The organism is Paenibacillus sp. 10L310 (genome assembly GCF_056395745.1).
In genome coordinates this window covers 173741-199481 of record NZ_JBFTKC010000005.1, presented here as the reverse complement: position 1 = coordinate 199481, position 25741 = coordinate 173741, and the positions used below count along the sequence as shown (strand labels likewise).

Sequence of the window (25741 nt, the reverse complement as noted above, 5' to 3'; positions counted from 1 at the left end):
GAAGTTTCCGTTAGGTTGTACAGCATACAGGAAGTTGATTCCTTTTTCAGATTTTTTCACAGAAAGCTGCAAGCGATATGGACGGACTACGCAGAAAGCTTTAACATACAGATATAGCAATGTCGAAGACAAGCACTGAGCGAAGCATAGAGAAATAGGGAGGAAACCTGCGATGACAAATACAACGAAGGCACCTGGAGAGACAAAAGTTGGCTTTATTGGTACAGGCGTGATGGGTAAAAGCATGGCTGGGCACATCCAGCAAGCGGGATATCCGCTGCATGTGTACACGCGAACTGCTGCCAAAGCGGAAGCATTGGTGAAGGAAGGTGCCGTATGGCATGACACACCAGGCAAACTGGCTGCCGCGTGTGATGTCATCATCACAATGGTGGGGTATCCGAAAGATGTAGAGGAGATCTATCTCGGTGAGGATGGTCTCGTAGCCAGTGCCAAACCGGGTTCATATCTGATTGATATGACAACATCCAGTCCGCTACTGGCTGCACGAATCTTTGAAGCTGCGGAAGGCAAAGGACTGCATGCACTGGACGCGCCTGTGTCGGGCGGTGATATCGGAGCGCAGAACGCCAAGCTTTCCATTATGGTTGGTGGTAGTTCGGAGGCCTTTGAAGCCGTGCGTCCGCTGTTTGAGCAGATGGGCACCAACATTGTGTTGCAAGGCAAGGCGGGAGCCGGACAGCATACCAAAATGTGCAACCAGATTGCCATTGCCTCTGGCATGATGGGTGTATGCGAAGCACTCGCCTATGCCAAGACATCTGGTCTGGACGCGGAGACCGTGCTAAAGAGCATTGCTACCGGTGCAGCCGGAAGCTGGTCGCTCAGCAATCTCGGTCCGCGCATGATCGCAGGCGATTATGAGCCTGGATTCTATGTGAAACATTTTATCAAAGACATGGGAATTGCACTGGAGTCTGCAAAAGCGATGGGCATGAAAACGCCTGGGTTGGCTTTGGCCGAATCTCTGTATCAGGAAATAGCGAATAATGGTCTGGAAGAGAAGGGTACTCAGGTGCTCTACACCTATTATCTTCAGGCTTAACAACCAAGAGAACAGCAGCGTATTCTTTTTCTATTCAGGAAAGGGTTGCGCTGTTTTTTTTAATTTTGCGGCTTGTTTATGCGTCTAAAGTCACGAAATTGGTTAAATATTCATATGTACTTTGCGTATTGGAGAGATTTTGATCGTTTTCCCTTTATTTTTACCCTGCTTTATCCGACATAAGTAATAGAAGTTTACATAATGAATGTGTCAAAGGATGTTATTCCTCCTGTAATGGTCACCCGTAACCCACACTATAATAGAACGGAGCTTGCCCATGTTCAAGAAAATCCTGTCTCTGTTCAAGACACAACCAGAGCTTGCGAACCAGATTACAGCCTCCGCTTCAGCGTTACCATCAACGACAACCATTCCCCCGCGTATGGTCCGTAGTAAGCGCAAGAAAAAGGCGGAAGGGGATTGGATACGCCAGCCGGAGGAGCCTAGTACAGCAGATCAGCTGATAGGTCTTCCAAGTCAATATAAAGTGCTGAACGATCTGCTCGTTACCAATCCGAAGTCACGCTCCGGTTATTCGCAGATTGATCATGTTGTGATCGGCCCTCGGGCAATCTTTGTGATTGAAACCAGAAATCTGACGACAGGTGAGATTCGCGGTGGAAGAAGAGAGGCCAATTGGTCGGTCAGCAGCAGCCGGGTCAAAATGTACAATCCACTTATGCAGCATCGTGCACATGTGGAAGCCATCCATGCACACCTTGGAGACTACAAAAGAGTACGTCTCGTCTCTATGGTGACCTTCACCAACCGGTGCCGCATCAGTGTTGATCCTGCTGTGAGGTATGTGAATTCGGATGAACTGATCATCTACGATCATGAATTGGTGGAAACGATTCAGCGGAAGACGGAACGACTTGAGAGTGAGGTTCCCGAAACCGTATATCAAGAGAAAGATATTCAGGCGATCTACGCTCTGTTATCATCGGTTAATTCCACCGATCCTCAGATTCGGTCAGAGCATATGGAGAAGGCTAAAGGGATCAAATAGTTACGCTTCACGAACACTGTTGTCCATACGGGCGGCAGTGTTTTTGCGTTGCGGTGGTAGTTAATGCGCGCCTAGTAAAAGGCTTTAGACACAGGTATATCGTCGTATACAACCGGTTTTTAACTTATGATAGAATGTAGACCATGTCCAATTGTGTGAATCAAGCATGTTATATGAAAGGATATTTTTGTAAGTAGGTGTTCAAGTCTTGGAGCCAGAGGTTAATGGTTCTCAGGAATATACATACGATAGGGGAAGATTATACGATGAAATGGAATTATATGATAAAGACGTTCACAGTTATGCTTGGTTTGGCAGCGATTCTGACAGCTTGTGGTGGCGGAGCGAAAGAGACGTCATTGCCGGAGTCTGCTTCCGGTACAGAAGTTGCTTCATCAGAAACAAGCAGCCCAAATGCTGCTGTAACAGAAACCGCAGCAACCGGTTCGAAGGGGAGTGAGGAGACAGGTTCAACTACAGAAGAATCTTCTTCAACTGACGACGGCAAGATTGGAAAGGACTCCACACTGGAAGAGTTGAAGCAGCAGTATGCCGATAAACTTGGTTATATCCGTATCCCGCTTACAGATCATCCGGTGCGTCGAGTCAGTGAGGAAGGTTCCAAAAATATTAATGTGGCCAACTATAGTGATGCCGTTGTGGACATGAATGCAGAGGTTCCAATTCATTCCGATTCGCAGCGGTTAATTGATGATGCCTTTCCATTTTTCACAACCGTACAAGCACCTGATGAATCTTATATAACTTGGGAAGAAGCAACCAATCTGGAGCGTGCCTTGGTGAAAACACTGTTTATCGCCCGTGAAGGTCTGCTAATTACTGAGGATGCGATGAAAAATAAGGATTATAGCAGCACATCGTTCCAGGATTCGATGGATTTCTTCAGAGTTACAGCGAAATTTGAATCCATGGCACCTGTTGCACAGCATCCGCGTGACATTACGTTGAGTACGCTATACGACAAAGCACGCACGTCATGGGGCAAGCTTGCTGCGATGGACCCGGAGCAGGATGAAGCGGCGTTTGCCGAGATGTACAAGACGACGAGAACCGATGCCAATAATGCCATGGGGTTGCTTAATGTTCTCTTGTCTACCAATGAAGAAGAACGGGTCAAAGAGATCTACGGGGAATAAAAATGCCGTGATCCAGAGTTAATATGGAACATCCCGGTAACATGTCTGGATCACATGCCTTCAAACTCTGACTACCGCTTGAAGCGGGGTCAGGGTTTTTCTGGTTTTTTCCAATAGGTGTATGATATGTTTTTAGGAGTAAGACATGTACGGAATATAGGTGAGGTGTGTGAAAGATGTGGTGGATGAACTTTTGTAAACGCTTTAAATTTAAAACGAAGCTAATCTTGTTTTTATCTACCGCAACGGTCTTAATCTCCGGAATCACAGGGTTGATCACCTATCGCATCCATATCGACCTGTTCAATGAAGAGGTCAGTCGCCAGTATAGTCTTACCGCAGAGCAGATTCTTGCACGTCTGGATTCGAGGGTACACGACATGTATAAAGTCACCGATTATATCACACTGAATCCCTCCGTAAAAAATGCCATCAAAGCACAGACCTCTGGCATCTCGTCCTATGATCAGATGAAGCTGGAAGATGAACTGGATGATCAGTTGTATCAGGTAAGGCTGGATGCACCGGAGATCATGGGGCTCCGCATATATGACCTGAAGGAAAACATATTTAATCTCGGCGCCTTTGCTGGCTCATTTCAACAGATGGATCCTTCCTATCTGGCAGAGATGGTTCATAGACTGGAAGGAACGGGCGGCGAATATGGTTGGAATCGTTTGGGGCCGGATGCCTTCTTGCAGGAGGAACAATCCAATTGGATTCTGGCGGGACGATTAATGCGGTCTGTTGATCTGGAGACCTATGGCGTAATGCTAATACTGTTTAACACCTCGTTGTTCGAATCGTATCTCAAAGATCTGCGACTGAATGAGGAAGTTGCTGTCTACTTGTTTGACGCAGATGGTGAGCTTCTATATGCCTTTCATAATCAGGATGCGGATCCACCCCCACTTACCGAGCTAAGCCTAGGGGCGACGGAGATCAGGGACGAGCAGGGAACAACCCAATTGTATACGAAGCAAACGGCAGACAAAGCGGGCTTCACCCTGGTCAGCAAGGTCTCACTGGCTCAGATTCAGAACAAGGGAAAGATTATTGTAAAAGTTGCTGTGTTCTCTGCGGTAGCCAGCATATTTTGCTCCTGGTTCATCATTACCGTAATTAGCGGCAGACTGTTGCGTCCACTTGCGAGTCTAGTCAACGCGATGAAAAGAGTGCGTGATGGACAGTTCGATACACGGGTACGGATCGAGACACGGGATGAGCTCGGTTTCATCGGTGAACGATTCAATGCAATGGCTTCCCGGATTGATACGCTTATACATGAAGTGTATGAGCGCGAACTCAGTGAAAAAGAAGCTGAACTCAAAGCTATTCAGGCCCAGCTGAATCCCCATTTTCTGTATAACACCTTGAGCATGTTTTTCTGGAAGTTCTATATGCTTGGTGATGAGAAATCGGCTCGCCTGGTCACTGCCTTGTCCGAGATGCTGCAGTATACGCTGGAACCCGTGCAGCAACTAACGACCGTACAGGATGAGATGAAGCAAATAGATCACTACCTGCAGATTCAGCAGGCCCGGTATCAGGAAGCCTTGTCGATTGAAATTGCCGTTCCTGCTGAATTGTTTCGCTGTCAGGTGATCCGACTGTTGCTTCAGCCCATCGTGGAGAATGTTTTTGTTCATGCCTTCTCGGACAAAAGGAACAACCGCCATCTGGAGATTCGTGGCTCGCGGCATACCGGGCATGAAGGAGAGCCGGATCTGCTCATCATTGAAATTTCAGATAACGGCTGCGGCATGAACGCATCGGTCATTGAACGCATTATGAAGCCAGTGGCACATGCCGATGAGGAACGTCAGCACATTGGCATGCGGAGTGTACTTCGAAGAATTGAGTTGATTCACGGTGAACCCTACGGTGTACAGATCGAGTCGACTGTGGGAGAGGGTACGCTAGTACGTCTTTGTTTGCCTTATCAGATCGGTGAGGACTTATGCCGGGAAATTCAGGTGACTGAGAGGAGTAGGTTCTGTTGAATGGACGTATGCTTGTAGTGGATGATGAAGCATTATTTCGTCAGGGTCTGATTCATCTGGTTCGCAATAACCCCCTCGGTTGGGAGGTTGTTGGGGAAGCGGCCGATGGAGAAGAAGCGATACAGGCTGTACACAGCTGCACACCTGATCTAATCATTACGGACATCAACATGCCTGTGATGGATGGTCTAGATTTGGCTGAACGCATACACGAGAGTGGACTGGACATTATGATTATCATTTTGACAGGTTATCGAGAGTTCGAATATGCACAGCGTGCCATCCGATATGGAGCAATTGAATTTTTGTTAAAGCCGTTCTCGCTCGATGAAGCATGCCAGGTGTTACAAAAGGCACATGAACGATATCGCCGAAAACAGTCCGACATTCGGATCAGGGAACAATACAGCCAGGTGGACCGTACCGAGAGACTGCGAGAGGAACTGACTTTGTTGCTGCTCCACCATCAATTCGGATCGATAATGAATCGGATCGAGATGTTGCTGGAAGAAGCGTCCGGGATGAGCTTGTCACAAGGCAAAGCGGAGATTCATATGCTTATGAAGGTCATGACGGACTTACTGGTACAACAGCTTCAGCCTCAGGAATCCAGTGGTATGGACTCAACTGCCCCAGATCCACTGCTCTGGATTCATACCATACCTGAAGTCATCGCTTGGGCCAGATGCAAGAGCGAAGAGTGGGTGGATATGCTGATGCGGCTAACTCAGGAACAGCAGGATCATGTTGTTACACGTGTTATACAGTATATTGAAATGAACTATTCCAGCACATGCACGTTGCAGGCCGTGGCTGCCCATGTTCATGTGACACCCAACTACTTGAGCCATTTGTTCAAAAAAGAAACAGGACAAGGCTTCAGCCAATATGTCAGCAAGCGCCGAATTGATAAGGCGAAGCTACTGCTGCACAGCACTCGGCAGAGCATGGCAGATATCGCGGAACTGACCGGGTTCGATAACTCCAGTTATTTTACAACTGTATTCAAACAGATGACGGGGGTATCGCCCCGCGAATATCGCAAGCAAGTAGCCAAGTGAAGTGCCCGGTAGCAATCCCCCTTGAACTGCTGCAGGGTCACAATTAAAGAGAAGCCTCCTCTTAATATCTGTTTGTTTCCAAGGGCAACCCCACCATGTGGGGTTATTTTTGCGTAGAAAATTATAAAAGGATCGTTAAATAACAAATGTTTACGCTTACATTTTTATCTAAAATACAACTATAGTACATCAACAGCAGAGAGGAGTGATGGATGTGAAGGGGGAACTGACCGCAGGTCCGCCGTCTGGATTACAACCGCCGGACAGTGAAATGAAGCATCGGATTCGGCAGCAGCGGCTTCGACGATTCAAGATGAATATACCGTTAATCTTGATGTTTGTTCCGGTGATTATGTTCTACCTTACCTTTCGTTATGCACCCATCGGAGGGCTGGTCATGGCCTTTAAGGATTACAACTTCTATGATGGGCTGTGGAACAGTCCATGGGTGGGCTTTCAGCATTTTCAGACGCTGTTCAGTGATCCGCGCACGGTGGAGATTATTCGCAACACCTTGTTCCTCAGTCTGTTAAGCATCATTATCGGGTTTCCCATTCCGATCATTCTGGCCATTATGCTAAATGAAGTGCGAAACATGGCCTTTAAGCGAACGGTGCAGACGGTGGTCTATATGCCACACTTCTTTTCCTGGGTCATCATTGCGATGATGATCATGACGGTTTTCTCTTTGGAAAATGGGATCGTCAACCGCTGGGTCGAGGCCTGGACGGGAGCGCCTTATCCGTTCATGTACAACAAGGGTTCGTGGGTAGCGGTGTTTGTTGGCTCAGGGATCTGGAAGGACATGGGCTTTAATGCCATCATTTTTCTCGCGGCACTAACGACCATTGATCCGAGTCAATACGAGGCTGCACAGATGGATGGGGCCAGCAAAATGCGCCAGATCTGGCATGTCACCCTTCCGGGTATACGCTCTACCATTATTCTCCTGCTGATTTTGTCGATGGGGCGGGTGATGGAGGTCGGATTCGACCAGGTGTATATGCTTCAGAATTCCAATGTCAATGAGATAGCAGATGTAATCAGTACCTATATCTACCGCACCGGTCTACAGGGAGCACAGTTCAGCCTGACAACAGCGATGGGATTGTTCGAATCACTGGTTGCATTTATCCTCATTTTCAGTGCAAATTATATCGCGCGTCGATTTAACGAAGGTTTGTGGTAGGGAGGGAGAACAGCATGAGAAAAACCAAAGGAGAAAAAGTCTTTTATCTAATCAATTATGTATTGTTGTCATTGGTTGCCGTCAGCTGTATCCTGCCCTTACTGAACATTGTTGCTTTGTCATTTAGTGATGCGAGAGCGGTTGTTTCAGGTCAAGTGGGGTTATGGCCCGTCGATTTCACCTGGTTCTCCTATCACAGCCTAATTACGGGAACGCCGATTCTGAATGCATTCTGGAACAGTGTGGAGATCACATTGATCGGTACAGGGCTCAGCATGGCGGTGACGATTATGGCGGCATATCCGCTGTCACGTAGACATTTTTACCACCGGCGCTTCTTTACGATGGCGATGGTGTTCACGATGATTTTTAACGGTGGACTCATCCCGACTTATTTGGTTGTGCAAAATCTCGGTCTTGTGAACAGTTACGGCGCGCTTTGGCTACCGGGTCTGGTAAGCACGTACAACATGCTGATTATGCGATCTTATTTTGAAAATCTGCCGGGGGAAGTGGACGAGGCTGCGCGCATCGATGGTTGTGGTGAACTGGGGCTTTTGTTCCGAATCGTGTTGCCATTATCCAAACCTTTGCTGGCGACTATTGCTCTCTTTTACGGCGTGGGTTACTGGAATTCGTTCATGAGTGTGATGATTTATATCAATGATACGTCCAAATACAACATGACCGTGCTTGTCCAAAATATGATTATGTCCAATCTGAATGTACAGGATTTTACCGATCCAACGATGATATCGAATCTGACCCCGGAAGGCATCCGGGCAGCAGCTGTCATTGTGATGGTCATACCCATTTTGGCTGTGTATCCGTTCTTGCAGAAGTACTTCGTTAAAGGGGTCATGCTTGGATCAATTAAAGGTTAAAGCAGGCTGTGGGTTAACCCGCATGGGTTCATATTACAGGAGAGAAAGAGGGTCTTATCTATGGCGTTAACGATGAAGGCATGGATGAAGTCGGGTCTCGTTCTGGGCTTGATCGGTGGTTTGCTGGCGGGATGTACAGGAGGTAAAGGTAGCGAACAGGCGGAGGGCGAAGGCAACAGGGGGAACATTACGTCAACGATCTATGATCGGGGCGCGGTCCCAAGCGGCATGGGTACGATCGAAGATAATATGTGGTCCAAGTGGATTAACGAGAATGGCCCGGCTAATGTAAAATATACAGCAGTTCCCCGCTGGGAATCTCAGTCGAAACTTAACGTATTATTCGCTTCTGGCAGTGCACCGGATATCATTTTTGAATTCGGTACGCCCATCCGTAACACTCTGTTTAATCAAAAACAGCTGATGCCACTGGATGAGTTGATCGAGAACTCGAGTGTGGAATACAAAGCCTTGATGGAGAAATATCCCCAGCTCAAGAAGGCTGGCATCAAAAGCGATGGTAAGCTCTATGAAGTGGGACGTATGAACGAGGTGTTTCCACTAACGAGCTTTTTTATTCGGGAAGACTGGTTGGAAAAGTTGAATCTGGAGGTACCGACCAATGAGGAAGAGATGCTGGCGGTAGCCAAGGCATTCACGGAGAATGATCCCGATGGAAACGGAGCTAAGGATACATACGGCATCGGTGGATTTCAGTTCGGCGATACAGCGGGTCTGTTCCGCTATATGTACAACGCCAACTGGGTGAATGTGGAGGACGGGGAGATGGTGGTTGGTCCCAACAACATGAAAGAAGCCACGGCATTCAAACGTGCATTATATGAAGCAGGAGTGGTGGATAAGGACTTATTGACCGACAAGGACGGGGCCAAGGCAAAGCAGGATTTCCTGAATGGCAAAATCGGTATGTACGCGGCCATGACTTCGGATTATACCGGGTTTGCAGCGAAGGAACTGGATACACTGATGCAGAATGTTCCTGAAGCCAAATTAAAGGTCATCGCTCTGCCAACAACGTCCGTAGGACAGCACACGATGGTGTGGAATAACCCGGTTCAGATGACTGCAGCTGTAAATTCACGAGCCAAAAATCCGGAAGCAGTTATGCAATATATCGATTTTCTGACCAAAACAGAGTCAGGTCGAACCTTCAAAAATGGATTTGAAAACACGCATTATACGCTGAACGATCAAGGCTGTCCGCGCATCTCGGATCAGGAGAAATATAAGCAGGAGATCAGCTGGGCAGGCGATTACGCCATGTTGTACAGCCGTCTGGAGGAAGGCAAATGCGGGTACACAGAAATGCTGTTCAGCGAAGAGATCCCATCGCAGAAGGAAGGACTTCGACTATTCAAGGAAGCGCGTGAGGTATACATGACGGATCTTCCTGTAGGAGAGGGTGTTACCCATTCGGAACATATGCCGCAGCTACCCAAGGAGCTTCAGGTGAAGTTGACCAATGTGACAACAGCGATCAACGATATCTTTACCCGCTCCATCATTGGCGGAAGCAAATATACAGTCGAACAGGCTGCAACGGAAGCACAGCAGAAGTGGGAGCAAGGCGGGGGCCCGGAGATTGAAGCATGGTACAAAGACTGGTGGAGCAAGGAAAAGGATAATGTACTAGTCTGGGACGACTTCTATGAAATCTATGAACAACAACAGGCTGATTTTGAAAAATCGGAATAAATTCACGGATTCAAATCATTCATGAAATTTATAATTTTGGTGTTGGTAGAAATAAGCGCTCTGATCCCCTGATCAGAGCCTTTTTATGTTTGGGCTTCAAATAGGGGAATATTTGACTGAAAAATGAAGTGAATAGAAAGTTCTCGCATCTCGCTTGAAACTATATCCAGAACAATGCGTATCATAAGGTATTAATTGTTTTTTAATGTAGAAAATTGCCGTATTTCAGAGTATAGTTAAGGAATAATTTAACTTATATTCAACATGATGTAGATATGAAAGTTACTGAAAAATCTTGAAAAGAATGTACGGAACACCAGGTTGAAACTATTGGAGGTTGAGTATGAGTTCATTTAAAAGCTGGTTAAATTCAACAAAACAAGGACTTGAAGAGCAAGTCAAAAAGTTTAAAAATAAAGATTTTATGGATGCCGTGGTTGCAGGTTGTGCACTGGTTGCTTTTGCAGATGGTTCCATTGATGAAGCGGAAAAGAACAAGATGGCCGGTTATATCAACCTGAGTCAGGAATTGAAAGTATTTGATATGGCTGAAGTGATTACACGCTTTAATCATTATGTCGCGAACTTTGAGTTCTCTCCAGAGATCGGGAAGCAGGAAGCGCTGAAAGCTATTGGGAAATTCAAAGCCAAGCCGGATGTAGGACGCGTTATTGTGGGTGTATGCAGTGCGATTGGTTCAGCTGACGGCAACTTTGATGATCAGGAGAAAAGAGTCGTTGCCGAGATATGCATCGTACTTGGACTGAACCCGAGTGAATTCAATCTCTAAGTAGCTATTTTACATATGAAGGGAGGTGAAAATCAGTGGCAAGCATTAATTTGGTCAAAGGACAGAAGATTGATTTAACCAAAGGCAATGCAGGACTTACTGAGGTGATTGCTGGTCTCGGTTGGGACCCGGTAACTGCCAAAGGTTTCTTTGGAAGAAAAAAACAAGCGGATATCGATTGTGATGCATCGGCGATCATGTTGAATGAGGAAGGCAAGTTGGTGAAGGACTCCAACCTGGTTTGCTTCCACAACAAGCAAAGTGCATGTCGTTCGGTTATCCATTCAGGTGACAATCTAACAGGACAGGGAGACGGTGACGACGAACAGATCAAAATGGATCTGTCCCGTATTCCTGCTGATGTTCATAAAATATTAATCGTTGTTAATATCTACGATTGTGTCAATCGCAAGCAAGATTTTGGCATGATTGAGAAGGCTTATATTCGTATTCTGGATGGTAAAAATTCCAGTGAGCTCGTGAAGTTCAATCTTTCCGAAAACTACACAGGTTCAACAGCGTTGATCTGTGGTGAATTGTATCGTCATGGAGGCGAATGGAAATTCTCGGCAATTGGAGAGGGTTCCCATGCGGTACATATCAACGAACTCGCTCGCAGGTACTCCTAAGTACAAGATTTAACCTAAATCGACAATAATCCTGATATTCATATGTCACGATAACTACAATACACTTAAATAAGCGAGGATGATCATACGATGGCAATTAATCTCTCTAAAGGTCAAAAAATCGATCTGACTAAAACGAACCCAGGTTTGACAAAAATCACAGTAGGCTTGGGCTGGGATACCAATAAGTATGATGGCGGAAAAGACTTTGACCTGGATGTATCGGTATTCTGTGCCAATGCAAACGGTAAAGTAGAAGGCGAGAAAAACTTCATCTTCTTCAACAATCCACAAAATGAAAATGGTTCTGTTGTTCACACCGGTGACAACCGTACAGGAGATGGCGATGGTGATGATGAGCAGATCAATATCGACCTGCCTAACGTACCCGCGAATGTAGAGAAAATTGCATTCTCCATTACAATCTACGAAGCTACAGAACGTAGCCAGAACTTCGGACAAGTCTCCCGTGCTTATGTGCGAATCGTCAACGAAGCAAACAGCGAAGAACTGATTCGTTTCGACCTGGGAGAAGACTTCTCCATCGAAACAGGTGTAGTTGTTGGTGAATTGTATCGTCATAGCGGCGAGTGGAAGTTCAGTGCCATCGGTAGTGGTTACCAAGATGGATTGGTTGGATTGACACGCGACTACGGTTTGCAATAGGACGTACAGTACGACTTACAGGATGGGAAGAACCGTCTCCTGGACGGTTCTCCTTTTCATTTAATCACATATTTTGGAAAGGTGGAAAAACAAATGACGATCAGTCTTGCCAAAGGACAACGTATTGACCTGACTAAGACGAATCCGGGCCTTACCCGTGTGGTGGTTGGTTTGGGTTGGGATACAAACAAATATAGTGGTGGAGTCGACTTTGACCTGGACGCTTCGGCTTTTTTGTTGTACGAAGATGGAAAAGCCAAAGGTACGGATGACTTTGTTTTTTACAACAATCCAAGCGGCGGTGCGGGTTCAGTGACACATACCGGTGACAATCGTACGGGTGAGGGTGACGGCGATGATGAACAAGTTGTTGTTGACTTCAGCAAAATCCCTGCGCACATTCACCGGATCGGTATTACGGTAACCATCTATGATGGAGATGGACGAGGGCAGAATTTTGGACAAGTCTCCAATGCTTTTGTTCGTGTTGTAGATGCTGCAAGTGATCGGGAAGTGCTTCGTTTCGACCTCGGAGAGGACTATTCCACAGAAACAGCTGTGGTGTTCTGTGAGTTTTACCGTGCAGGTGCAGACTGGAAATTCCAGGCGGTAGGCAGTGGCTTCACAGGTGGACTATCTGCTTTATGCAAAAATTACGGGCTGGATGCACAATAACATAACTTGGCATAGAAAGGTGAATCTGCTATGGCGATTTCTGTCGTGAAAGGCCAGAAGAGTGATCTGACCAAAACCAATCCGGGCTTGTCCCGTCTAACGGTAGGCATTGGTTGGGAGGCAGCCTCGGGTGTAGAGCTGGACACATCAGCATTCCTTCTGGGTTCAGACAATAAAGTGGCTGGAGATGAAGATTTTATCTTTTATAATCAACCCTCTACCTCGTTCATCACGTACATGGATGGTGGACAGGTTGGTGGCGAGAAGAAACAATTCGCCATTGATCTTGGCAAAATCCCTGCCCGAATTGAGAAAATCGCCTTCAGCCTGACGATTCATGATGGTGAAGCACGACGCCATCATTTTGGACAGGTTCAGCATGGTTTTCTACGGTTTGCCAATGCAGCTACAGGTCAGGAAGTAATGAGATATGATCTGGGAAGCGGTTTTACAGTGGAGACCGCGATTGTCATCGGTGAATTGTATCGTCATAACGGAGAATGGAAGTTCAATGCAATAGGATCGGGTTTTGCAGGCGGATTGAATGCACTCTGCGCTAACTTTGGTGTGGATGTGGATGGTGGAGCGGACCCTGCACCAACGACTTCAACCGTTCCTCCGACAGCTGTACCGACTCCACCACCCCCGGCGCCCGCACCAGAACCGACGCCTGCTCCTGTGAATTCGATCAATTTCAGCAAAATTGAATTGAAGAAGAAGGGCGACACCATTAACCTCAAGAAAAATGCGGGGGGACTTGGTGAAATCCTGATTAACCTCAACTGGAATCAACAGGGTAGCAAAGGGTTATTTGGTCGCAGCAAGAGTGTGGATCTGGACTTGGGCTGCCTGTTCGAGATGAAGGATGGTACACGAGATGTGATTCAGGCATTGGGACAAACGTTTGGTTCACTCAACCGTTTCCCTTATATTGCACTGGATGGGGATGACCGGACGGGATCGGTTAAGACGGGAGAGAATCTGCGGATTAATGGTGCCCGTATCTCGGAAATTGAGCGCATCTTGGTATTTACCTATATTTATGGTGGTGTGGCCAACTGGTCTCAAGTAGACGGTGTGGTAACTATCCAGCAGAAGGATGGCCCGGATATCATTGTCCGAATGAATGAATACGGGAGCCCGCTTGGCATGTGTGGCATCGCGATGTTACGCAATGTGAACAATGAGACATTCAGTATTGAACGAATCGTGCAGTTCTATAATGGGCATCAGGCGTTGGACGAGGCTCATGATTGGGGAATGCAGTGGGTTGCGGGAAGAAAGTAATCATTTGTATTTATTCAATATATAAACGCTGTATCGGTCAGCACCATTGCAAGGATACTGTTGACCAACGTTATCCTCGATAATAGACCATCAATCCCTCCAGACTAGGAGGGATTGGTTTTTATGCCCCGACAGCTGGAATCAACTATTGCAGATTGGCTATTGCCAAAGGTGCGAGGAGGAGACAACCCTGAAATATTTTAACTTTTTGAGTCTGGAAGAAGAAGATACTTTATTTTTCTCTTCACCCGTCTCGTTCAATCACCGGACTTCCAAAGATCTACTGGCATATGCTGTTGGGGCTGCTTTATATATGCCCGCGACGCGCACACATATCGCGGACGACATTATGAATGGTAAACATGAAGGTCTGACGACCATTATTATTGATCTGGAGGACGCTGTGGGTGACGACCAAGTAGAGTTTGCCGAGCAGTGTCTGGTACAGCATCTAACTCAACTGATGACTTATATGGAGACAGGCATGCTGAGTCAGGATCAAATGCCTCTTCTGTTTGCTCGTGTACGTTCACCACAACACTTGGAACGTCTCATTGATACGTTGGGAGAATTGGTGTCCATGCTGACAGGCGTGGCATTGCCCAAGTTTTGTGTGGGCAATGGAAGAGCCTATTTCGACCAGATCCGCAGTTATAATCAACGGAAACCGGATCATTATCCCGTTCTCTATGGAATGCCTATATTGGAAACGGCTTCAATTATATATCGGGAGACACGTTGGGAGACCTTACTGGGCCTTCGTAACATCCTCGATGAAAATGTTGAATATGTGCTCAATGTACGCATTGGTGCGACCGATTTCTCCAGCCTGTTTGGACTACGCCGAAGCCCGGAATTGACCATATACGATATCGCCACGATCCGTGACTGCATCTCGGATATTATCAATCTGTTTGGACGAATGGACAAGCCGTATGTGATCTCAGGTCCTGTCTGGGAATATTTCAGTCAGCGGGAGCGCGTGTTCAAACCTCAATTACGACAGACTCCATTCGAAGAAACCCTGGGCAAATCTGGGCTGCATCTGAGAATGAAATATATTACGAACACAATGGATGGATTGATGCGTGAAGTCATGATGGACAAGGAAAATGGAATTGTAGGCAAAACGATCATTCATCCTTCTCATATTAAGCCCGTACAAGCGATGTACGTTGTTACACATGAGGAATATTCCGATGCCCAAGACATCATCGCCCGTAATGACGGTAGCCTGGGTGTGTTCAAAAGTAATTACTATAACAAAATGAATGAGATTAAACCACACTTGAGCTGGGCGAATCGAATTCTAATCCGATCACAAATATATGGGGTGTTACATGAACAGCAGCATTTTGTCGGGCTCTTGCCCAAGCACGAACAACAACATAACTACGTTCCCAATTCTTGATCAATTCAGTCTGAACGTTCAGGTTACACATAACCCGCTGCAACTTCCACTAGAATCTCTATTTTCCATGGCTGCACGCATCAATAAAAAACGTTCATTTCTGTTTGTAAGCAAACTGCTGGGCAAGCACATCCCGGTTAACCCGTATACCTCGCTTCTGAGTGGCGCGGCATTGGCTGTTCTGTTATATGAGCACCTGACTGAAAAGACGGAAGAGACGAAAGTTCAGATCACCGAGTGGAAACGGGAAATGGTCGAGGGGCTGATTGATCCCCAACAAGCCCGGCAAGTGTACAACATGCTGTTGCAAGAAAGCTTAAGTTTGCCGGAAACGATTCGTTTTGTTGGTTTTGCCGAGACAGCGACAGCGCTGGGTCACAGCATGTACGAGATGTTTGCTGATCAAGCTTCCTATATTCACACCACTCGCGAATATGTTCCAGCGATGCATCCAGATATTCAATTTGAAGAAGAACACTCCCATGCGATGGCTCATCGTTGTTATGCGTTGGATCATGAAGCCTTTGCAGGAGAGGGTCCGATTGTTCTGGTGGACGACGAGATTACGACGGGCAAAACGACGTTGAATATCATTCGGGATATTCAGGCCAGATACCCCAGGAAGCAATATGTGATTGCTTCGCTGTTGGACTGGCGTACGGAAGCGGACGAGAATCGATTTGCCGAGCTGGAAGCTGAACTGGGGATTACCATTACACCGTTAAGCCTGTTGAAGGGCCGTATTGAAGTAGTGGGTACTCCACAGTTGGAAGCAACACAGCAAGATGAGCAGCTATCCCGTCCTGCCGTAATGCTTCAAACCTCTACCGTTGCCGATGCCTTCGATCAGCTGCACGCTACTTCGGAGGATGGTGAAGGTAAACGTAGCACAGCGAGCTACGTCCAGCATACGGGCAGGTTTGGTATGCAATCCCGTCATAATGGCGAATTGCGCCAGGAGATTAGCCGGATTGCAGAACGGCTTCGGACGCAGCGTACGGGAGAACGGACTTTGGTGATGGGAACAGGGGAGTTCATGTACATTCCGATGCGTATTGCTGCCGAGATGGGAGAAGGCGTGTTGTATCAATCCACTACCCGCAGTCCAATCCATACACATCCGGCTCCAGGATATGCTGTTCGTAGTGGTGCCGGATATGCCTCACCGGAAGACGCATCCGTTCGTAACTTTATCTATAACATCGCCCCGGGTCAGTATGACGAGATTTTTGTTCTGCTGGAGAGACAGATGTCCGAAGAACGAATGGAACCGATGTTGAAGGTACTGGGGCAGTTGGGGTGCGGACACATTCATATCGTATATTGCGGCTTGCCAGAGAAGACAGGGGACAACGAGCAATGAACTTAACTACACTGGAGCTAATCAGACAACGTGAGATTCCGTCTCCCGAACCGATGGGCAGTTATGCTGCATCGGACGTTGTATTCCTACTGAAGGATATCAGCCATGTTGATCTGGAAAAGGGAACGGGTGAACGGGAGCAGGCGATCCAATCCGGGGTTCATTATTCGGAGATGTTACCCGTGGAATACCAGCCCACAGCAGAATACATCGAGCTGTTCCATCAGACGCTGGAACAATCCGCTGCAAGAACCGCACGTCATACCGCCATCGTGGCTGAGAAGATTGTAGAGCGCAGGGGACTGAATCTGGTGCTGGTATCTCTGGCTCGAGCCGGAACACCTGTGGGCATCCTGATCAAACGTTATATTGAATTGAAATACAAAGTGACGATTCCGCATTATAGCATTTCAATTATTCGTGGCAAGGGTATGGACGAGAACGCAATTTTATATATTTTACAGCAACATGGTCTGGAAACAGCTATTCAGTTTGTAGACGGTTGGACAGGCAAAGGGGCTATTCACAAAGTGCTGAAAGAGTCCTGTGACCACATGGAACGGACTTATGGCGTAAGTCTTGATGATGATCTTGCTGTGTTGGCTGATCCGGGGCAATGTTCAGGAACTTTTGGGACAAGGGAAGATTATCTTATTCCTAGTGCTTGTCTGAATTCCACCGTCTCGGGACTCGTGAGCCGTACAGTACTTCGGGATGATCTGATTGGGCCGGCAGATTTTCATGGGGCCAAATGGTATCGTGAATGGTCCTCTGACGATGTGTCGACCCAATACGTGGATACTATCGCTCAGCATTTTCCGCAAATGATGGATCTGGCGGAGATTCAAACGGAGGACAATGCTACTGGTACTTCGGAAATCACCTGGAAAGGCTGGCAGGATATCGAGTCCATTCAGCAATCCTTTGGTATTGCGAACATCAATCTGATCAAACCTGGAATCGGAGAAACAACCCGGGTGTTACTGCGCCGTGTCCCTTGGAAGATTCTTGTGGACCGTCTGGATAATCCGGATTTGCAACATATCATGATGCTCGCCAGAGACAGAAATGTGCCGGTTGAGGTATATCCGGGATTAACCTATTCCTGTTGCGGCATTATTCAATCCCTGGGAGGTGGAGGAGAATGATGATCTACGCAAGTGATCTGGACCAGACGCTGGTGTACTCCCGTCGTGCGCTCCGTATTCCCGAAGATACACCGGGACTTGTTCCCGCAGAGTGGATTAACGGCAAGTTGTCCGCTTTTATGTCAGCATATGCACTGGAGCGGTTGCAGTCTTTGCCACAAGACATTGTATTTATGCCGGTGACGACACGTACCGTGGAGCAGTACCGGCGCATTCATATTTTTCAGAGCGAATGTATTCCGAAATATGCGGTGACGAGTAATGGTGGCAACATCATTGTTGACGGTCAGGTAGACGATGAATGGAATCTGCATATGCGTTCTTTGCTTCGTCAGCAGGCAGCTACTCCCGAAGAGATCCTGAATTTATTTGACGATGTGCTGAGCCCGGAGTGGGTAATTAATCAGCGATTGTGTGATGAGCTGTTCTTTGCATTGCTAATCGAACGTGACAAGCTTCCAATGGAGCATATTGCGGAAAAGATTCGGGTGTTAGAGACGCTGGGATGGGAGAGTTCGATTCAGGGGCGGAAGCTCTATCTGGTGCCTTCGGCCGTGAACAAACGAGCTGCAGTGGAGCATATTAGGCAACGCATTGGCGATGTGCCTGTGATTGCTTCGGGTGATTCCTTGCTGGATCGTTGTTTGCTGGACTTTGCGCACTACGCCATTGCTCCGTCTCACGGAGAGTTACATGTGGAGAGACAGCGTGTACCTGAGCAGATACCGTATCAATTTACGGAACAATTCGGTGCTTTTGCAGCAGATGAGATTCTCGATTACGTTCACCGTATTCATAACGATCAACAGACCCAGATAGACCATGCCGAGATAAGGGAGACCGTATAAATGAAAAAAATGAAGATTTACTTCAACCGTTGGTTCTCTGTAACGTATCATTATATGAATGCGATTCGGGACAATGAGGACGGTATGGAATTTGAGATCTACGGTACTCATCCTGATCCTGGACATATGGCATTACAGGGCTGTGATGTTGCAGAAGTTGAACCGCGTCTAACGGGCCGGGAGTATGTTGATTTTTGCCTCGCCTTTTGCCGTCGTCATCAGATTGATGTGTTTATTCCACGCTGGAACATGCTGGACATCAGCAGACATATCTCCCTGTTCGAAGAGATCGGTACACGGGTTATCGTATGCTCGGACACGGAATTGCTGGAACAATTGATGGAGAAAGACCGCTTCTATGAATCGGTGCGTGAGAAGGGCATTATGGAGATTCCGGATTATTTCACGGTCAGTAATGCTGCACAATTCCAGCAAGCCTATGAGGCGCTACGTGCACGTGGACATGATGTATGCTTCAAACCATGTAATGGTGAGGGTGGTATGGGATTCCGAGTGATTAATAATGAACGTGATCCGTTGCAGGAGTTGTTCGGATACGCGCTTAACTCCATTTCGTATGAAGATGCCCTGCGTGCGTTCTCTTCTGCTCCGTCCTTTCAAAATGTCATGGTGATGGAGGTACTGGAAGGATATGAATACAGCATTGATTGTCTTTCGGATCGCAATGGGAAACTATTAACGGCTATTCCGCGTAGAAAAGAAAGAGGACGTTTACGCTTGCTCGAAGAAAACGAGGAATTGCTGGCGATTGCCCGCAATGTGGCAGAGGTATATCAGATTCCTTATAATTTTAATATACAGATGAAATATCGCAAGGATACACCGAAGCTACTGGAGATTAATCCGCGTATGTCTGGTGGGTTGCACATGTCTTGTCTGTCGGGCGTGAACTTCCCGTATCTGGCGGTCAAGTCTGCACTTGGCCATGATATTGGACCACTTCATCCGAAGTTTGGCATACTGGGAAGTCATATCGAACAGCCATTTATAATCGACGTTCAGAAGGTAAGCGGAGTACACCTCGTCTAGCTGAGAATTTCCCTCAACATTGACACCTTCTGGATGGTTTTTTTACAATACGGATGAGAGGTTATTCAAAAAGTCCATCTTCTCGGTACTGAAAATCAGACTTTTTGAATATGCACTGTATGTGTTGTTAAGGCAGGAGGACAAGTAATGTTACGGAAAACGAAGATAGGTATAGGCGCATTGGTCGGTTATGGTCTCGCGGCGATCTCGAGTCCCTTTCTACCGGATGTCATCACGTGGGCAATTCCGGCACTGGCAACTGTGGTCGGAGGATTGATTCCTTCACGTTCCACGCCACGTACACAGGTCCAGGGTTCGTCATCAGCCCCTGTACCCATTACAGATATCGGAAATGAACCATCCCGCTTGAATGGTGGACAAGCACCGAGCACAGTGCCAACAGGGGCGCGAGAAGCTTCTCTGGCAGAGCCCCAACCGAGTTCCACTCCCGCACAGCATGCAAGCACAGAACAAGCGAAGCCTTCCCGGACTGAACCAGATCCTGTATTTGATCCGGTGATTGAATACCTGGAAGTTCTGGAGGATATGATCATCTCCGAAGGTCAGAAGAACGAGCTGGATAATGAGATCGTGGAGAAATCATTGGCGTTGTTTGCCCGTTTGCAGCGTGTGATTCCTTCCCTTCAGGAACTAAATAACGGAGATATCAACCATACGGTGCGCAGACTGATTTTAAAAGACCTGAACGGTTTTATTAATCCATTTTTACGTTTAAGTGGAGAAGCCAAACGCAACAATCGGCGTATGCTGCTGAATGGTCTTCGAGACGTGGATTCCAAGATATCGGATATTGTATCAACGATTGAACATAAAGACTTAATGGAGCTCCAGAACAAAGCGGAACTAATACATCAACGGTATAACAGCTCTGAATTATAGGAGGGATTGGCATGGCAACGGAATGGGCTCAGTTGAAGCAGGAAGATGAGCAACGGATTAACCAGGAAGCAACACAGCTTATTCAGAAAGTGTCCCAAAGTGATCCGGCTCATCTGGATACCTTAATGGATGATATCGGCAAGTTGGGCGTGAAAACACAAGAGAGAGCAGGACAGACTCTCAAGTTGCTTGATCGCCCAGTCAATGAATTGATGTCCGGGAACCGGGCAGAGGTATCAAACATGATCCTGAAGCTCCGTGATGAATGTGAGAGTTTGCAGCAGAGTAAAAATGTGAGTTTTGTCGGGAAGTTGTTACGTAAAAGCCCGCTGAAAAACTATGTATACCGTTATCAATCCGTTCGCACGAACATTGATGCCATCATTAACGGGTTGCGGGACGGCAAGGACAACCTGGAAGAAAGCATCGTGAACATGCGTCAATTGAAACGTTCTTCCATTCAGGAGATCTACAATCTGCAGACCAAAATCTCTTTTGGTAATCAATTGAAAGCATTGTTCGAAACCGAGATTGCCAAGCCTGAGAACGAGAATCGTAAAGCACATCTGGAGCGTGGGTTGCGCAAAGTGGTAACACGTACCCAATCCATGACAGAGATGATCATGCTGTACAATCAGGCGATCGCAGCTACAGACATCATTAATGATAACAATGATAAGCTGATTGATTCCGTTAATAATGCCATTGATAAAACAGCGAATCTGATCACCGTTTCGGCCATGATTGCGATGGCTCTTAATGATCAGGAGAAGGTCATTTCCGCTGTGGAAGCTACGAATAAGACGATTGAAGATCAATTCAAGGAAAACGCCAGATTGTTGAAGACAACGACTGAGAAAACAAATGAACTGTTGTCCAAACCTGCGATGTCCCTTGAAGCGGTCAATCAGGCGATGGGTGATCTGATGTCTGCGCTGGATCTGTCCGAGCAGTCTAATCGCCGGATCATCGAGAGCTGTAATGACTATACCAACAAGATGACAACCCTTAACGCTAAAATGAGCGATCGACTGGGTCTGGAAGGGCCGAAGGTTGTTGCCATTCCGGAAAAAAACAAACCGGATTCCAGTGCATTAGGATCTTTCCTGGATTAGGGTAGGACTCGCTGCATATCGTATCGAGATTGCTACATGGTTTTATTTTCTACGAGGGACGCCGAGTGCGTCTCTTTGTTTCATTTATTTGATAGAATGAAGGTAAAATCTGGGGTTGTGCGAAGGAGCTTGCTGAACATGCTGGACTTTTCATTCGAGATTATTGATGAGACCAAGATTAATATTCAATACAAATATGGCAGTGAGTTCTTTAACTTTAACCTGTATTATGCAAACGGGGAGTGGACGCTACATCCTTTTGACGGCATACTGATCCAAAACCGTGAAATGTGCAGTCTGATTGTATCGGAGCTACTCCGTAACAAAGATTTTCATGTCATGTTGGCTAAAGAGAAAATCATCTTATCCCAATTACGCACCAGTGTTAACCTCCAGTCCAATGAGCCGGATGAATGGGTAGCAGATCGGAGAAACGCAGATTATTCCAGTCCTGATGATGAGTTGATGGATTACATAGGGAACCACAGTTTCGAAGACATATTACAGCTTGAGCAAGAACAGATTGAGGCCAAAGTGCAATTCTTCCAACAGATCATTCAGAGAATGTTTATGGAGGGGCTTGGACCGGAAGATGCTGATTTCATCAAAGTTCAGGCCGTGATTCGGATATATAAGGAGACATACGATCGTCTTGGTGAGTTGAATGATCATAATAGGGGTGATCGTGGACGCAGAAGATGGTAGGATGTAAAGGTGAAAAAAAGGTTCATCAGCCATAGGCAGATGAACCTTTTTGTTCTTCTGATATTCAAGGGAGATGAATGGTTTGGATATGATCGGTATGCATAATTAAAGAAGTCCCATCCGCTTCTACCAACGCAAGCAAGTGGCTGTCTGCACTCTTCAATAACCCTGCTCGGTAAGGCTTGCAACCGAGGTTGAGTACAACAAGTTCACCTATCATTTTATGAAGTTGCTGATCGAGTGTACGGGAGAGTGACATGGACGAAGGTTGCATAGGGAAATGTTGCTTACTAAGGGAATAGGGTGTGCTGTTAGTAGGGGAAGGAATAATATACTTCAGATGATTAATGGAAACATAGATAGAATGATATAACGGAGAGTAGAACATAAAGTAGTCATTCATAATATTTGTAATATAACCATGCAATGTTTTCCCTCCGATGGAGATTTCACTGAAACGTCCACGGGCGTTCATCAGCATTTTGCGGTAAGAGATGTTGGTGTGATCCATCTCGGGGTCGGGTGTTGGCAAAACTATACTTGAATCATCTGCCGTATTGACATGCATGGATTGAACATGATGAAGTGGAATATAAACAAATCGCTGATTTCCGTAGACTACAATCAGATCCTGGCCTACATCAATGATCTCACCCTGGATCGGTAGTTTACAGCCAGACAGCTCCAATTCGACGGATTTACTCAGCCAATGCGTAAGAAGTTCCACAGTATTCCTCCTCTCAATAGAGAATAGATGTCCAAATATATAGTGAAATTAGGCTAACAATTAGACTTATTGGTATCACAATAAAGGTAACTTTCATATACTGTTTCCAGGAGATTCGAATATGATGGGTCTTTAATATATACATCCAAATTAACGTTGCCAAGGTGCCAATAGGCGTCAGTAAGGCTCCGATATCACTTCCCAGAATGTTGGCAAGATACGCAAGATGCAGTTGAGATTCACTTAGTGGAAGATCTGTAACAGCAAAGGTCCCAATCATGACGGAGGGCAAATTGTTGAATAGATTGGAAAGCAGAGTGAGCATTAACCCCGACACAGCAATGATGCTGGCATTTCCTCCTTCTATTATAGGTTTCATCCACTGAATGATCGATGCGGTCATGCCTGCTCGGTGAAGACTATCCACAATAACATAAATGCTGAAGGCAAAGAGTAGAATGTGCCAGGGCGTTTGTGTTATCACATCTTTGAGTCCAGTCCGGGTGCGATACCAACGCACAGCGAGCATGAGAATAACACCAGTGATTGCAACTACCTCCATACGTATACCGACTTGCTCAGCTAGAAAATATCCTGCACGGATAAATACAACGATACCAATACAGACACGGAACAGCCACCAGTCTACTTTATTCTCGGATTCAGTTGTCTGAAGCGGATGATATCCTGAACCTGATGAAGACTGCAGGGATACAGGGAAATGATGAATAACTTTGGGAATACTTCTACGAAAATAATAGAACAGCAGTACAGTCATCACCATGATCGCAAGCATGGATGGCACAAACATCATCTGAGTATAAGTATTCAGATTTAAGCCAACCATTTGCAAAGCAATCAGATTTGCCAGATTACTAAGTCCAATTGGCGCACTGGAAGCCGTAGCGATTAGCGCACCGGAGATCAGGTAGGGTAACTGTTGATGCATTTTCAGACGAAGTATAGAACAGATTCGAATAATTATCGGAGTTGTGATCAGAATACTGCCATCATTGTTGAAGAAGATGGTCATGAGAAAACAAAGTAATAGAATTAGCCAGAACAATCGAAAGCCGGAACCTCTTGCTTTCTCAATCATATTCAAAGCGATCCAGCGAAAAAAACCGATGCTATCTAAAATAATCGACATGACAATGGTAGAGAGGATTGTTACGGCTGCACCAGATACGATCCCGAAGATTCCAACAATGTGAGCATAGCTGCTCACTCCAGTTAAAATAAGAAGAAGGGCGCCAAGCGAGGTGGGTATAGATTCATTCAATCCGCCAGGACGCCACATCAGGAAAATGACAGTGATGATAAAGACCCCGAAGGTTAACCACAACTGGTAGTCAGGCATTTACTGTGATTCACCTCCCAGGGGGAGAAGTCCTGACGAAGCCTGAAGCAGATGTTCATGGGATGGAGTGGGCCTTCCGGGTGCAACGATCCAGTAAAAAGGCACACCAATCAAGACTAATGCGACGAAGATCAACATGATAATTCCCCCCTTTAAGCTGGTAGATAACTTAAGTTGTCAGTTTATTTTATTTACTTCTTTTTATTGCCGGATTTGTTACCACGGGATTGACTGCCTTGGTTGCCTTGATTGCCACGCGACTTGTTACCACCAGATTTATTTCCTTGGGATTGGTTGCCTTGAACTCGTTGCCCCTGAGAACGATTGCCTTGGTTGTTCCGTGACTTGTTGCCGCCGGACTTATTACCCTGGGATTGGTTCCCTTGAGCTGCTTGGTTCCCTTGAGAACGGTTGCCACGAGACTGGTTGCCTTGAGCCGCCTGATTACCTTGGGCTGCTTGGTTCCCTTGACTTGTATTACTACTGTTGTTGTTGTTGTTGTTGTTCCCACCACCACGTACGAGGGATACAGATTTCACATGTTGCATCGGAATACGAACAATCTCCTGATTTTTCAAAGTCATGATCAATTGGTTCTGGTTGGCATCGGCCAGGATGCCTTCCACTTTTTCAGGTCCTCCCCGGTTAATCTGAACACGGCGGAAGCGGAGTGCTTGCATAACGCCTAAAAACGTGTTGGAAGGAATAGGGTTCCCCATGGTTGCATTTCGGTTACCACCGGAACGGCCTGTATCTGTTATGCTTTTGACATGTGATTCATTAACGTAGACAATCCCTTCTTTGCAGTTCATTGCCATGTAGTCCCAGCGTACGTCCGTAAGTGTACCTTGTATTGAATCAGGTCCTCCCCGGTTAATCTTAATCTCTCTTCCCAACAAACCTCTTATTCCTTGACCATTCATAGACATTGTGTTTGACCCCTTCCATGATATAAGTTCAGATGGACAGAAATGGTGGATGT

At 46.5% G+C, this 25741-nt stretch carries 25 protein-coding genes; 21 read left to right on the top strand and 4 right to left on the bottom strand.

The window, feature by feature from the left end; genetic code table 11:
• Positions 1–172 precede the first annotated feature (172 nt).
• The 21 genes from AC1DE7_RS14605 to AC1DE7_RS14505 all read left to right on the top strand — a co-directional run bounded on the left by AC1DE7_RS14605 (position 173) and on the right by AC1DE7_RS14505 (position 22672).
• Positions 173–1066: an NAD(P)-dependent oxidoreductase gene (locus AC1DE7_RS14605; RefSeq protein WP_477534668.1), complete on the top strand. Its 894-nt coding sequence runs from the start codon at positions 173–175 to the stop codon at positions 1064–1066.
• A gap of 277 nt (positions 1067–1343) precedes the next feature.
• A complete protein-coding gene (locus tag AC1DE7_RS14600; protein ID WP_405158632.1) occupies positions 1344–2075 on the top strand; it encodes a nuclease-related domain-containing protein in 732 nt (243 codons plus the stop codon).
• A gap of 266 nt (positions 2076–2341) precedes the next feature.
• The gene (locus AC1DE7_RS14595) at positions 2342–3232 is read left to right on the top strand and encodes a hypothetical protein (protein WP_477534667.1); all 891 of its coding nucleotides are present in this window, start codon (positions 2342–2344) and stop codon (positions 3230–3232) included.
• A gap of 227 nt (positions 3233–3459) precedes the next feature.
• On the top strand, positions 3460–5235 hold the full coding sequence (locus AC1DE7_RS14590; protein ID WP_477534666.1) for a cache domain-containing sensor histidine kinase: 1776 nt from the start codon (positions 3460–3462) through the stop codon (positions 5233–5235).
• Positions 5232–6296, top strand: coding sequence for a response regulator transcription factor (locus tag AC1DE7_RS14585; RefSeq protein WP_127547327.1), 1065 nt, complete (start codon positions 5232–5234; stop codon positions 6294–6296). Before AC1DE7_RS14590 ends, AC1DE7_RS14585 begins: the two co-directional genes overlap by 4 nt.
• A gap of 271 nt (positions 6297–6567) precedes the next feature.
• Positions 6568–7485 carry an ABC transporter permease gene (locus AC1DE7_RS14580; protein WP_047844113.1) on the top strand — a complete coding sequence of 306 codons (918 nt, stop codon included), beginning with the start codon at positions 6568–6570 and terminating at the stop codon, positions 7483–7485.
• Positions 7486–7499: 14 nt separating this feature from the next.
• Positions 7500–8369: a carbohydrate ABC transporter permease gene (locus tag AC1DE7_RS14575; protein WP_036606256.1), complete on the top strand. Its 870-nt coding sequence runs from the start codon at positions 7500–7502 to the stop codon at positions 8367–8369.
• Between the two features lie 60 nt (positions 8370–8429).
• A complete protein-coding gene (locus AC1DE7_RS14570) occupies positions 8430–10085 on the top strand; it encodes an extracellular solute-binding protein (protein WP_083669860.1) in 1656 nt (551 codons plus the stop codon).
• 343 nt (positions 10086–10428) lie between these two features.
• Positions 10429–10875 (top strand): tellurite resistance TerB family protein, encoded by a 447-nt coding sequence (locus AC1DE7_RS14565; protein WP_036606259.1) that lies wholly within the window; start codon positions 10429–10431, stop codon positions 10873–10875.
• A gap of 35 nt (positions 10876–10910) precedes the next feature.
• Positions 10911–11504, top strand: coding sequence for a TerD family protein (locus tag AC1DE7_RS14560; protein ID WP_101314690.1), 594 nt, complete (start codon positions 10911–10913; stop codon positions 11502–11504).
• A gap of 90 nt (positions 11505–11594) precedes the next feature.
• Positions 11595–12170 (top strand): TerD family protein, encoded by a 576-nt coding sequence (locus tag AC1DE7_RS14555; RefSeq protein ID WP_036606264.1) that lies wholly within the window; start codon positions 11595–11597, stop codon positions 12168–12170.
• A gap of 93 nt (positions 12171–12263) precedes the next feature.
• Entirely contained in the window at positions 12264–12845 is a 582-nt protein-coding gene (locus AC1DE7_RS14550; RefSeq protein ID WP_036606267.1) for a TerD family protein, read from the top strand.
• Between the two features lie 30 nt (positions 12846–12875).
• Positions 12876–14132 carry a TerD family protein gene (locus AC1DE7_RS14545; RefSeq protein WP_477534665.1) on the top strand — a complete coding sequence of 419 codons (1257 nt, stop codon included), beginning with the start codon at positions 12876–12878 and terminating at the stop codon, positions 14130–14132.
• 190 nt (positions 14133–14322) lie between these two features.
• Positions 14323–15543: an HpcH/HpaI aldolase/citrate lyase family protein gene (locus tag AC1DE7_RS14540; protein ID WP_477534747.1), complete on the top strand. Its 1221-nt coding sequence runs from the start codon at positions 14323–14325 to the stop codon at positions 15541–15543.
• Positions 15544–15610: 67 nt separating this feature from the next.
• Positions 15611–16906: a phosphoribosyltransferase family protein gene (locus AC1DE7_RS14535; protein WP_477534746.1), complete on the top strand. Its 1296-nt coding sequence runs from the start codon at positions 15611–15613 to the stop codon at positions 16904–16906.
• Positions 16903–18054 carry a cysteine protease StiP family protein gene (locus AC1DE7_RS14530; RefSeq protein ID WP_477534664.1) on the top strand — a complete coding sequence of 384 codons (1152 nt, stop codon included), beginning with the start codon at positions 16903–16905 and terminating at the stop codon, positions 18052–18054. Before AC1DE7_RS14535 ends, AC1DE7_RS14530 begins: the two co-directional genes overlap by 4 nt.
• Entirely contained in the window at positions 18054–18902 is an 849-nt protein-coding gene (locus AC1DE7_RS14525) for a hydrolase (RefSeq protein ID WP_340030206.1), read from the top strand. Before AC1DE7_RS14530 ends, AC1DE7_RS14525 begins: the two co-directional genes overlap by 1 nt.
• Positions 18903–19952 carry an ATP-grasp domain-containing protein gene (locus AC1DE7_RS14520; protein WP_477534663.1) on the top strand — a complete coding sequence of 350 codons (1050 nt, stop codon included), beginning with the start codon at positions 18903–18905 and terminating at the stop codon, positions 19950–19952. It abuts the gene before it with no gap.
• A gap of 147 nt (positions 19953–20099) precedes the next feature.
• Entirely contained in the window at positions 20100–20852 is a 753-nt protein-coding gene (locus AC1DE7_RS14515) for a hypothetical protein (RefSeq protein ID WP_477534662.1), read from the top strand.
• Positions 20853–20863: 11 nt separating this feature from the next.
• A complete protein-coding gene (locus AC1DE7_RS14510) occupies positions 20864–21967 on the top strand; it encodes a toxic anion resistance protein (protein ID WP_340983339.1) in 1104 nt (367 codons plus the stop codon).
• 138 nt (positions 21968–22105) lie between these two features.
• Complete coding sequence (locus AC1DE7_RS14505; protein WP_340019396.1) at positions 22106–22672, top strand: hypothetical protein; 567 nt, start codon at positions 22106–22108, stop codon at positions 22670–22672.
• Positions 22673–22736: 64 nt separating this feature from the next.
• Here AC1DE7_RS14505 and AC1DE7_RS14500 read toward each other — a convergent pair whose 3' ends face one another.
• Genes AC1DE7_RS14500 through AC1DE7_RS14485 form a run of 4 tightly spaced genes read right to left on the bottom strand, consistent with a single transcriptional unit; the run spans position 22737 to position 25688 of the window.
• On the bottom strand, positions 22737–23399 hold the full coding sequence (locus tag AC1DE7_RS14500; RefSeq protein WP_340983338.1) for a DUF2642 domain-containing protein: 663 nt from the start codon (positions 23397–23399) through the stop codon (positions 22737–22739).
• A 13-nt stretch (positions 23400–23412) separates the two neighbouring features.
• Positions 23413–24759: an arsenic transporter gene (locus tag AC1DE7_RS14495; RefSeq protein ID WP_036606287.1), complete on the bottom strand. Its 1347-nt coding sequence runs from the start codon at positions 24757–24759 to the stop codon at positions 23413–23415.
• Entirely contained in the window at positions 24760–24897 is a 138-nt protein-coding gene (locus AC1DE7_RS14490) for a hypothetical protein (RefSeq protein WP_161799422.1), read from the bottom strand.
• Positions 24898–24950: 53 nt separating this feature from the next.
• Positions 24951–25688: an LSm family protein gene (locus AC1DE7_RS14485; protein WP_340983337.1), complete on the bottom strand. Its 738-nt coding sequence runs from the start codon at positions 25686–25688 to the stop codon at positions 24951–24953.
• Positions 25689–25741 lie beyond the last annotated feature (53 nt).

Bases quoted from the DNA above. Each gene is read 5' to 3' on its own strand.
- AC1DE7_RS14605 (WP_477534668.1), top strand. From the start codon at position 173: ATGACAAATACAACGAAGGCACCTGGAGAGACAAAAGTTGGCTTTATT.
- AC1DE7_RS14495 (WP_036606287.1), bottom strand. From the start codon at position 24,759: ATGCCTGACTACCAGTTGTGGTTAACCTTCGGGGTCTTTATCATCACT.
- AC1DE7_RS14520 (WP_477534663.1), top strand. From the start codon at position 18,903: ATGAAAAAAATGAAGATTTACTTCAACCGTTGGTTCTCTGTAACGTAT.
- AC1DE7_RS14570 (WP_083669860.1), top strand. From the start codon at position 8,430: ATGGCGTTAACGATGAAGGCATGGATGAAGTCGGGTCTCGTTCTGGGC.
- AC1DE7_RS14505 (WP_340019396.1), top strand. From the start codon at position 22,106: ATGCTGGACTTTTCATTCGAGATTATTGATGAGACCAAGATTAATATT.
- AC1DE7_RS14535 (WP_477534746.1), top strand. From the start codon at position 15,611: ATGGCTGCACGCATCAATAAAAAACGTTCATTTCTGTTTGTAAGCAAA.
- AC1DE7_RS14485 (WP_340983337.1), bottom strand. From the start codon at position 25,688: ATGTCTATGAATGGTCAAGGAATAAGAGGTTTGTTGGGAAGAGAGATT.
- AC1DE7_RS14575 (WP_036606256.1), top strand. From the start codon at position 7,500: ATGAGAAAAACCAAAGGAGAAAAAGTCTTTTATCTAATCAATTATGTA.
- AC1DE7_RS14510 (WP_340983339.1), top strand. From the start codon at position 20,864: ATGGCAACGGAATGGGCTCAGTTGAAGCAGGAAGATGAGCAACGGATT.
- AC1DE7_RS14525 (WP_340030206.1), top strand. From the start codon at position 18,054: ATGATCTACGCAAGTGATCTGGACCAGACGCTGGTGTACTCCCGTCGT.
- AC1DE7_RS14550 (WP_036606267.1), top strand. From the start codon at position 12,264: ATGACGATCAGTCTTGCCAAAGGACAACGTATTGACCTGACTAAGACG.
- AC1DE7_RS14600 (WP_405158632.1), top strand. From the start codon at position 1,344: ATGTTCAAGAAAATCCTGTCTCTGTTCAAGACACAACCAGAGCTTGCG.
- AC1DE7_RS14490 (WP_161799422.1), bottom strand. From the start codon at position 24,897: ATGTTGATCTTCGTCGCATTAGTCTTGATTGGTGTGCCTTTTTACTGG.
- AC1DE7_RS14530 (WP_477534664.1), top strand. From the start codon at position 16,903: ATGAACTTAACTACACTGGAGCTAATCAGACAACGTGAGATTCCGTCT.
- AC1DE7_RS14555 (WP_036606264.1), top strand. From the start codon at position 11,595: ATGGCAATTAATCTCTCTAAAGGTCAAAAAATCGATCTGACTAAAACG.
- AC1DE7_RS14565 (WP_036606259.1), top strand. From the start codon at position 10,429: ATGAGTTCATTTAAAAGCTGGTTAAATTCAACAAAACAAGGACTTGAA.
- AC1DE7_RS14515 (WP_477534662.1), top strand. From the start codon at position 20,100: ATGTTACGGAAAACGAAGATAGGTATAGGCGCATTGGTCGGTTATGGT.
- AC1DE7_RS14580 (WP_047844113.1), top strand. From the start codon at position 6,568: ATGAAGCATCGGATTCGGCAGCAGCGGCTTCGACGATTCAAGATGAAT.
- AC1DE7_RS14595 (WP_477534667.1), top strand. From the start codon at position 2,342: ATGAAATGGAATTATATGATAAAGACGTTCACAGTTATGCTTGGTTTG.
- AC1DE7_RS14545 (WP_477534665.1), top strand. From the start codon at position 12,876: ATGGCGATTTCTGTCGTGAAAGGCCAGAAGAGTGATCTGACCAAAACC.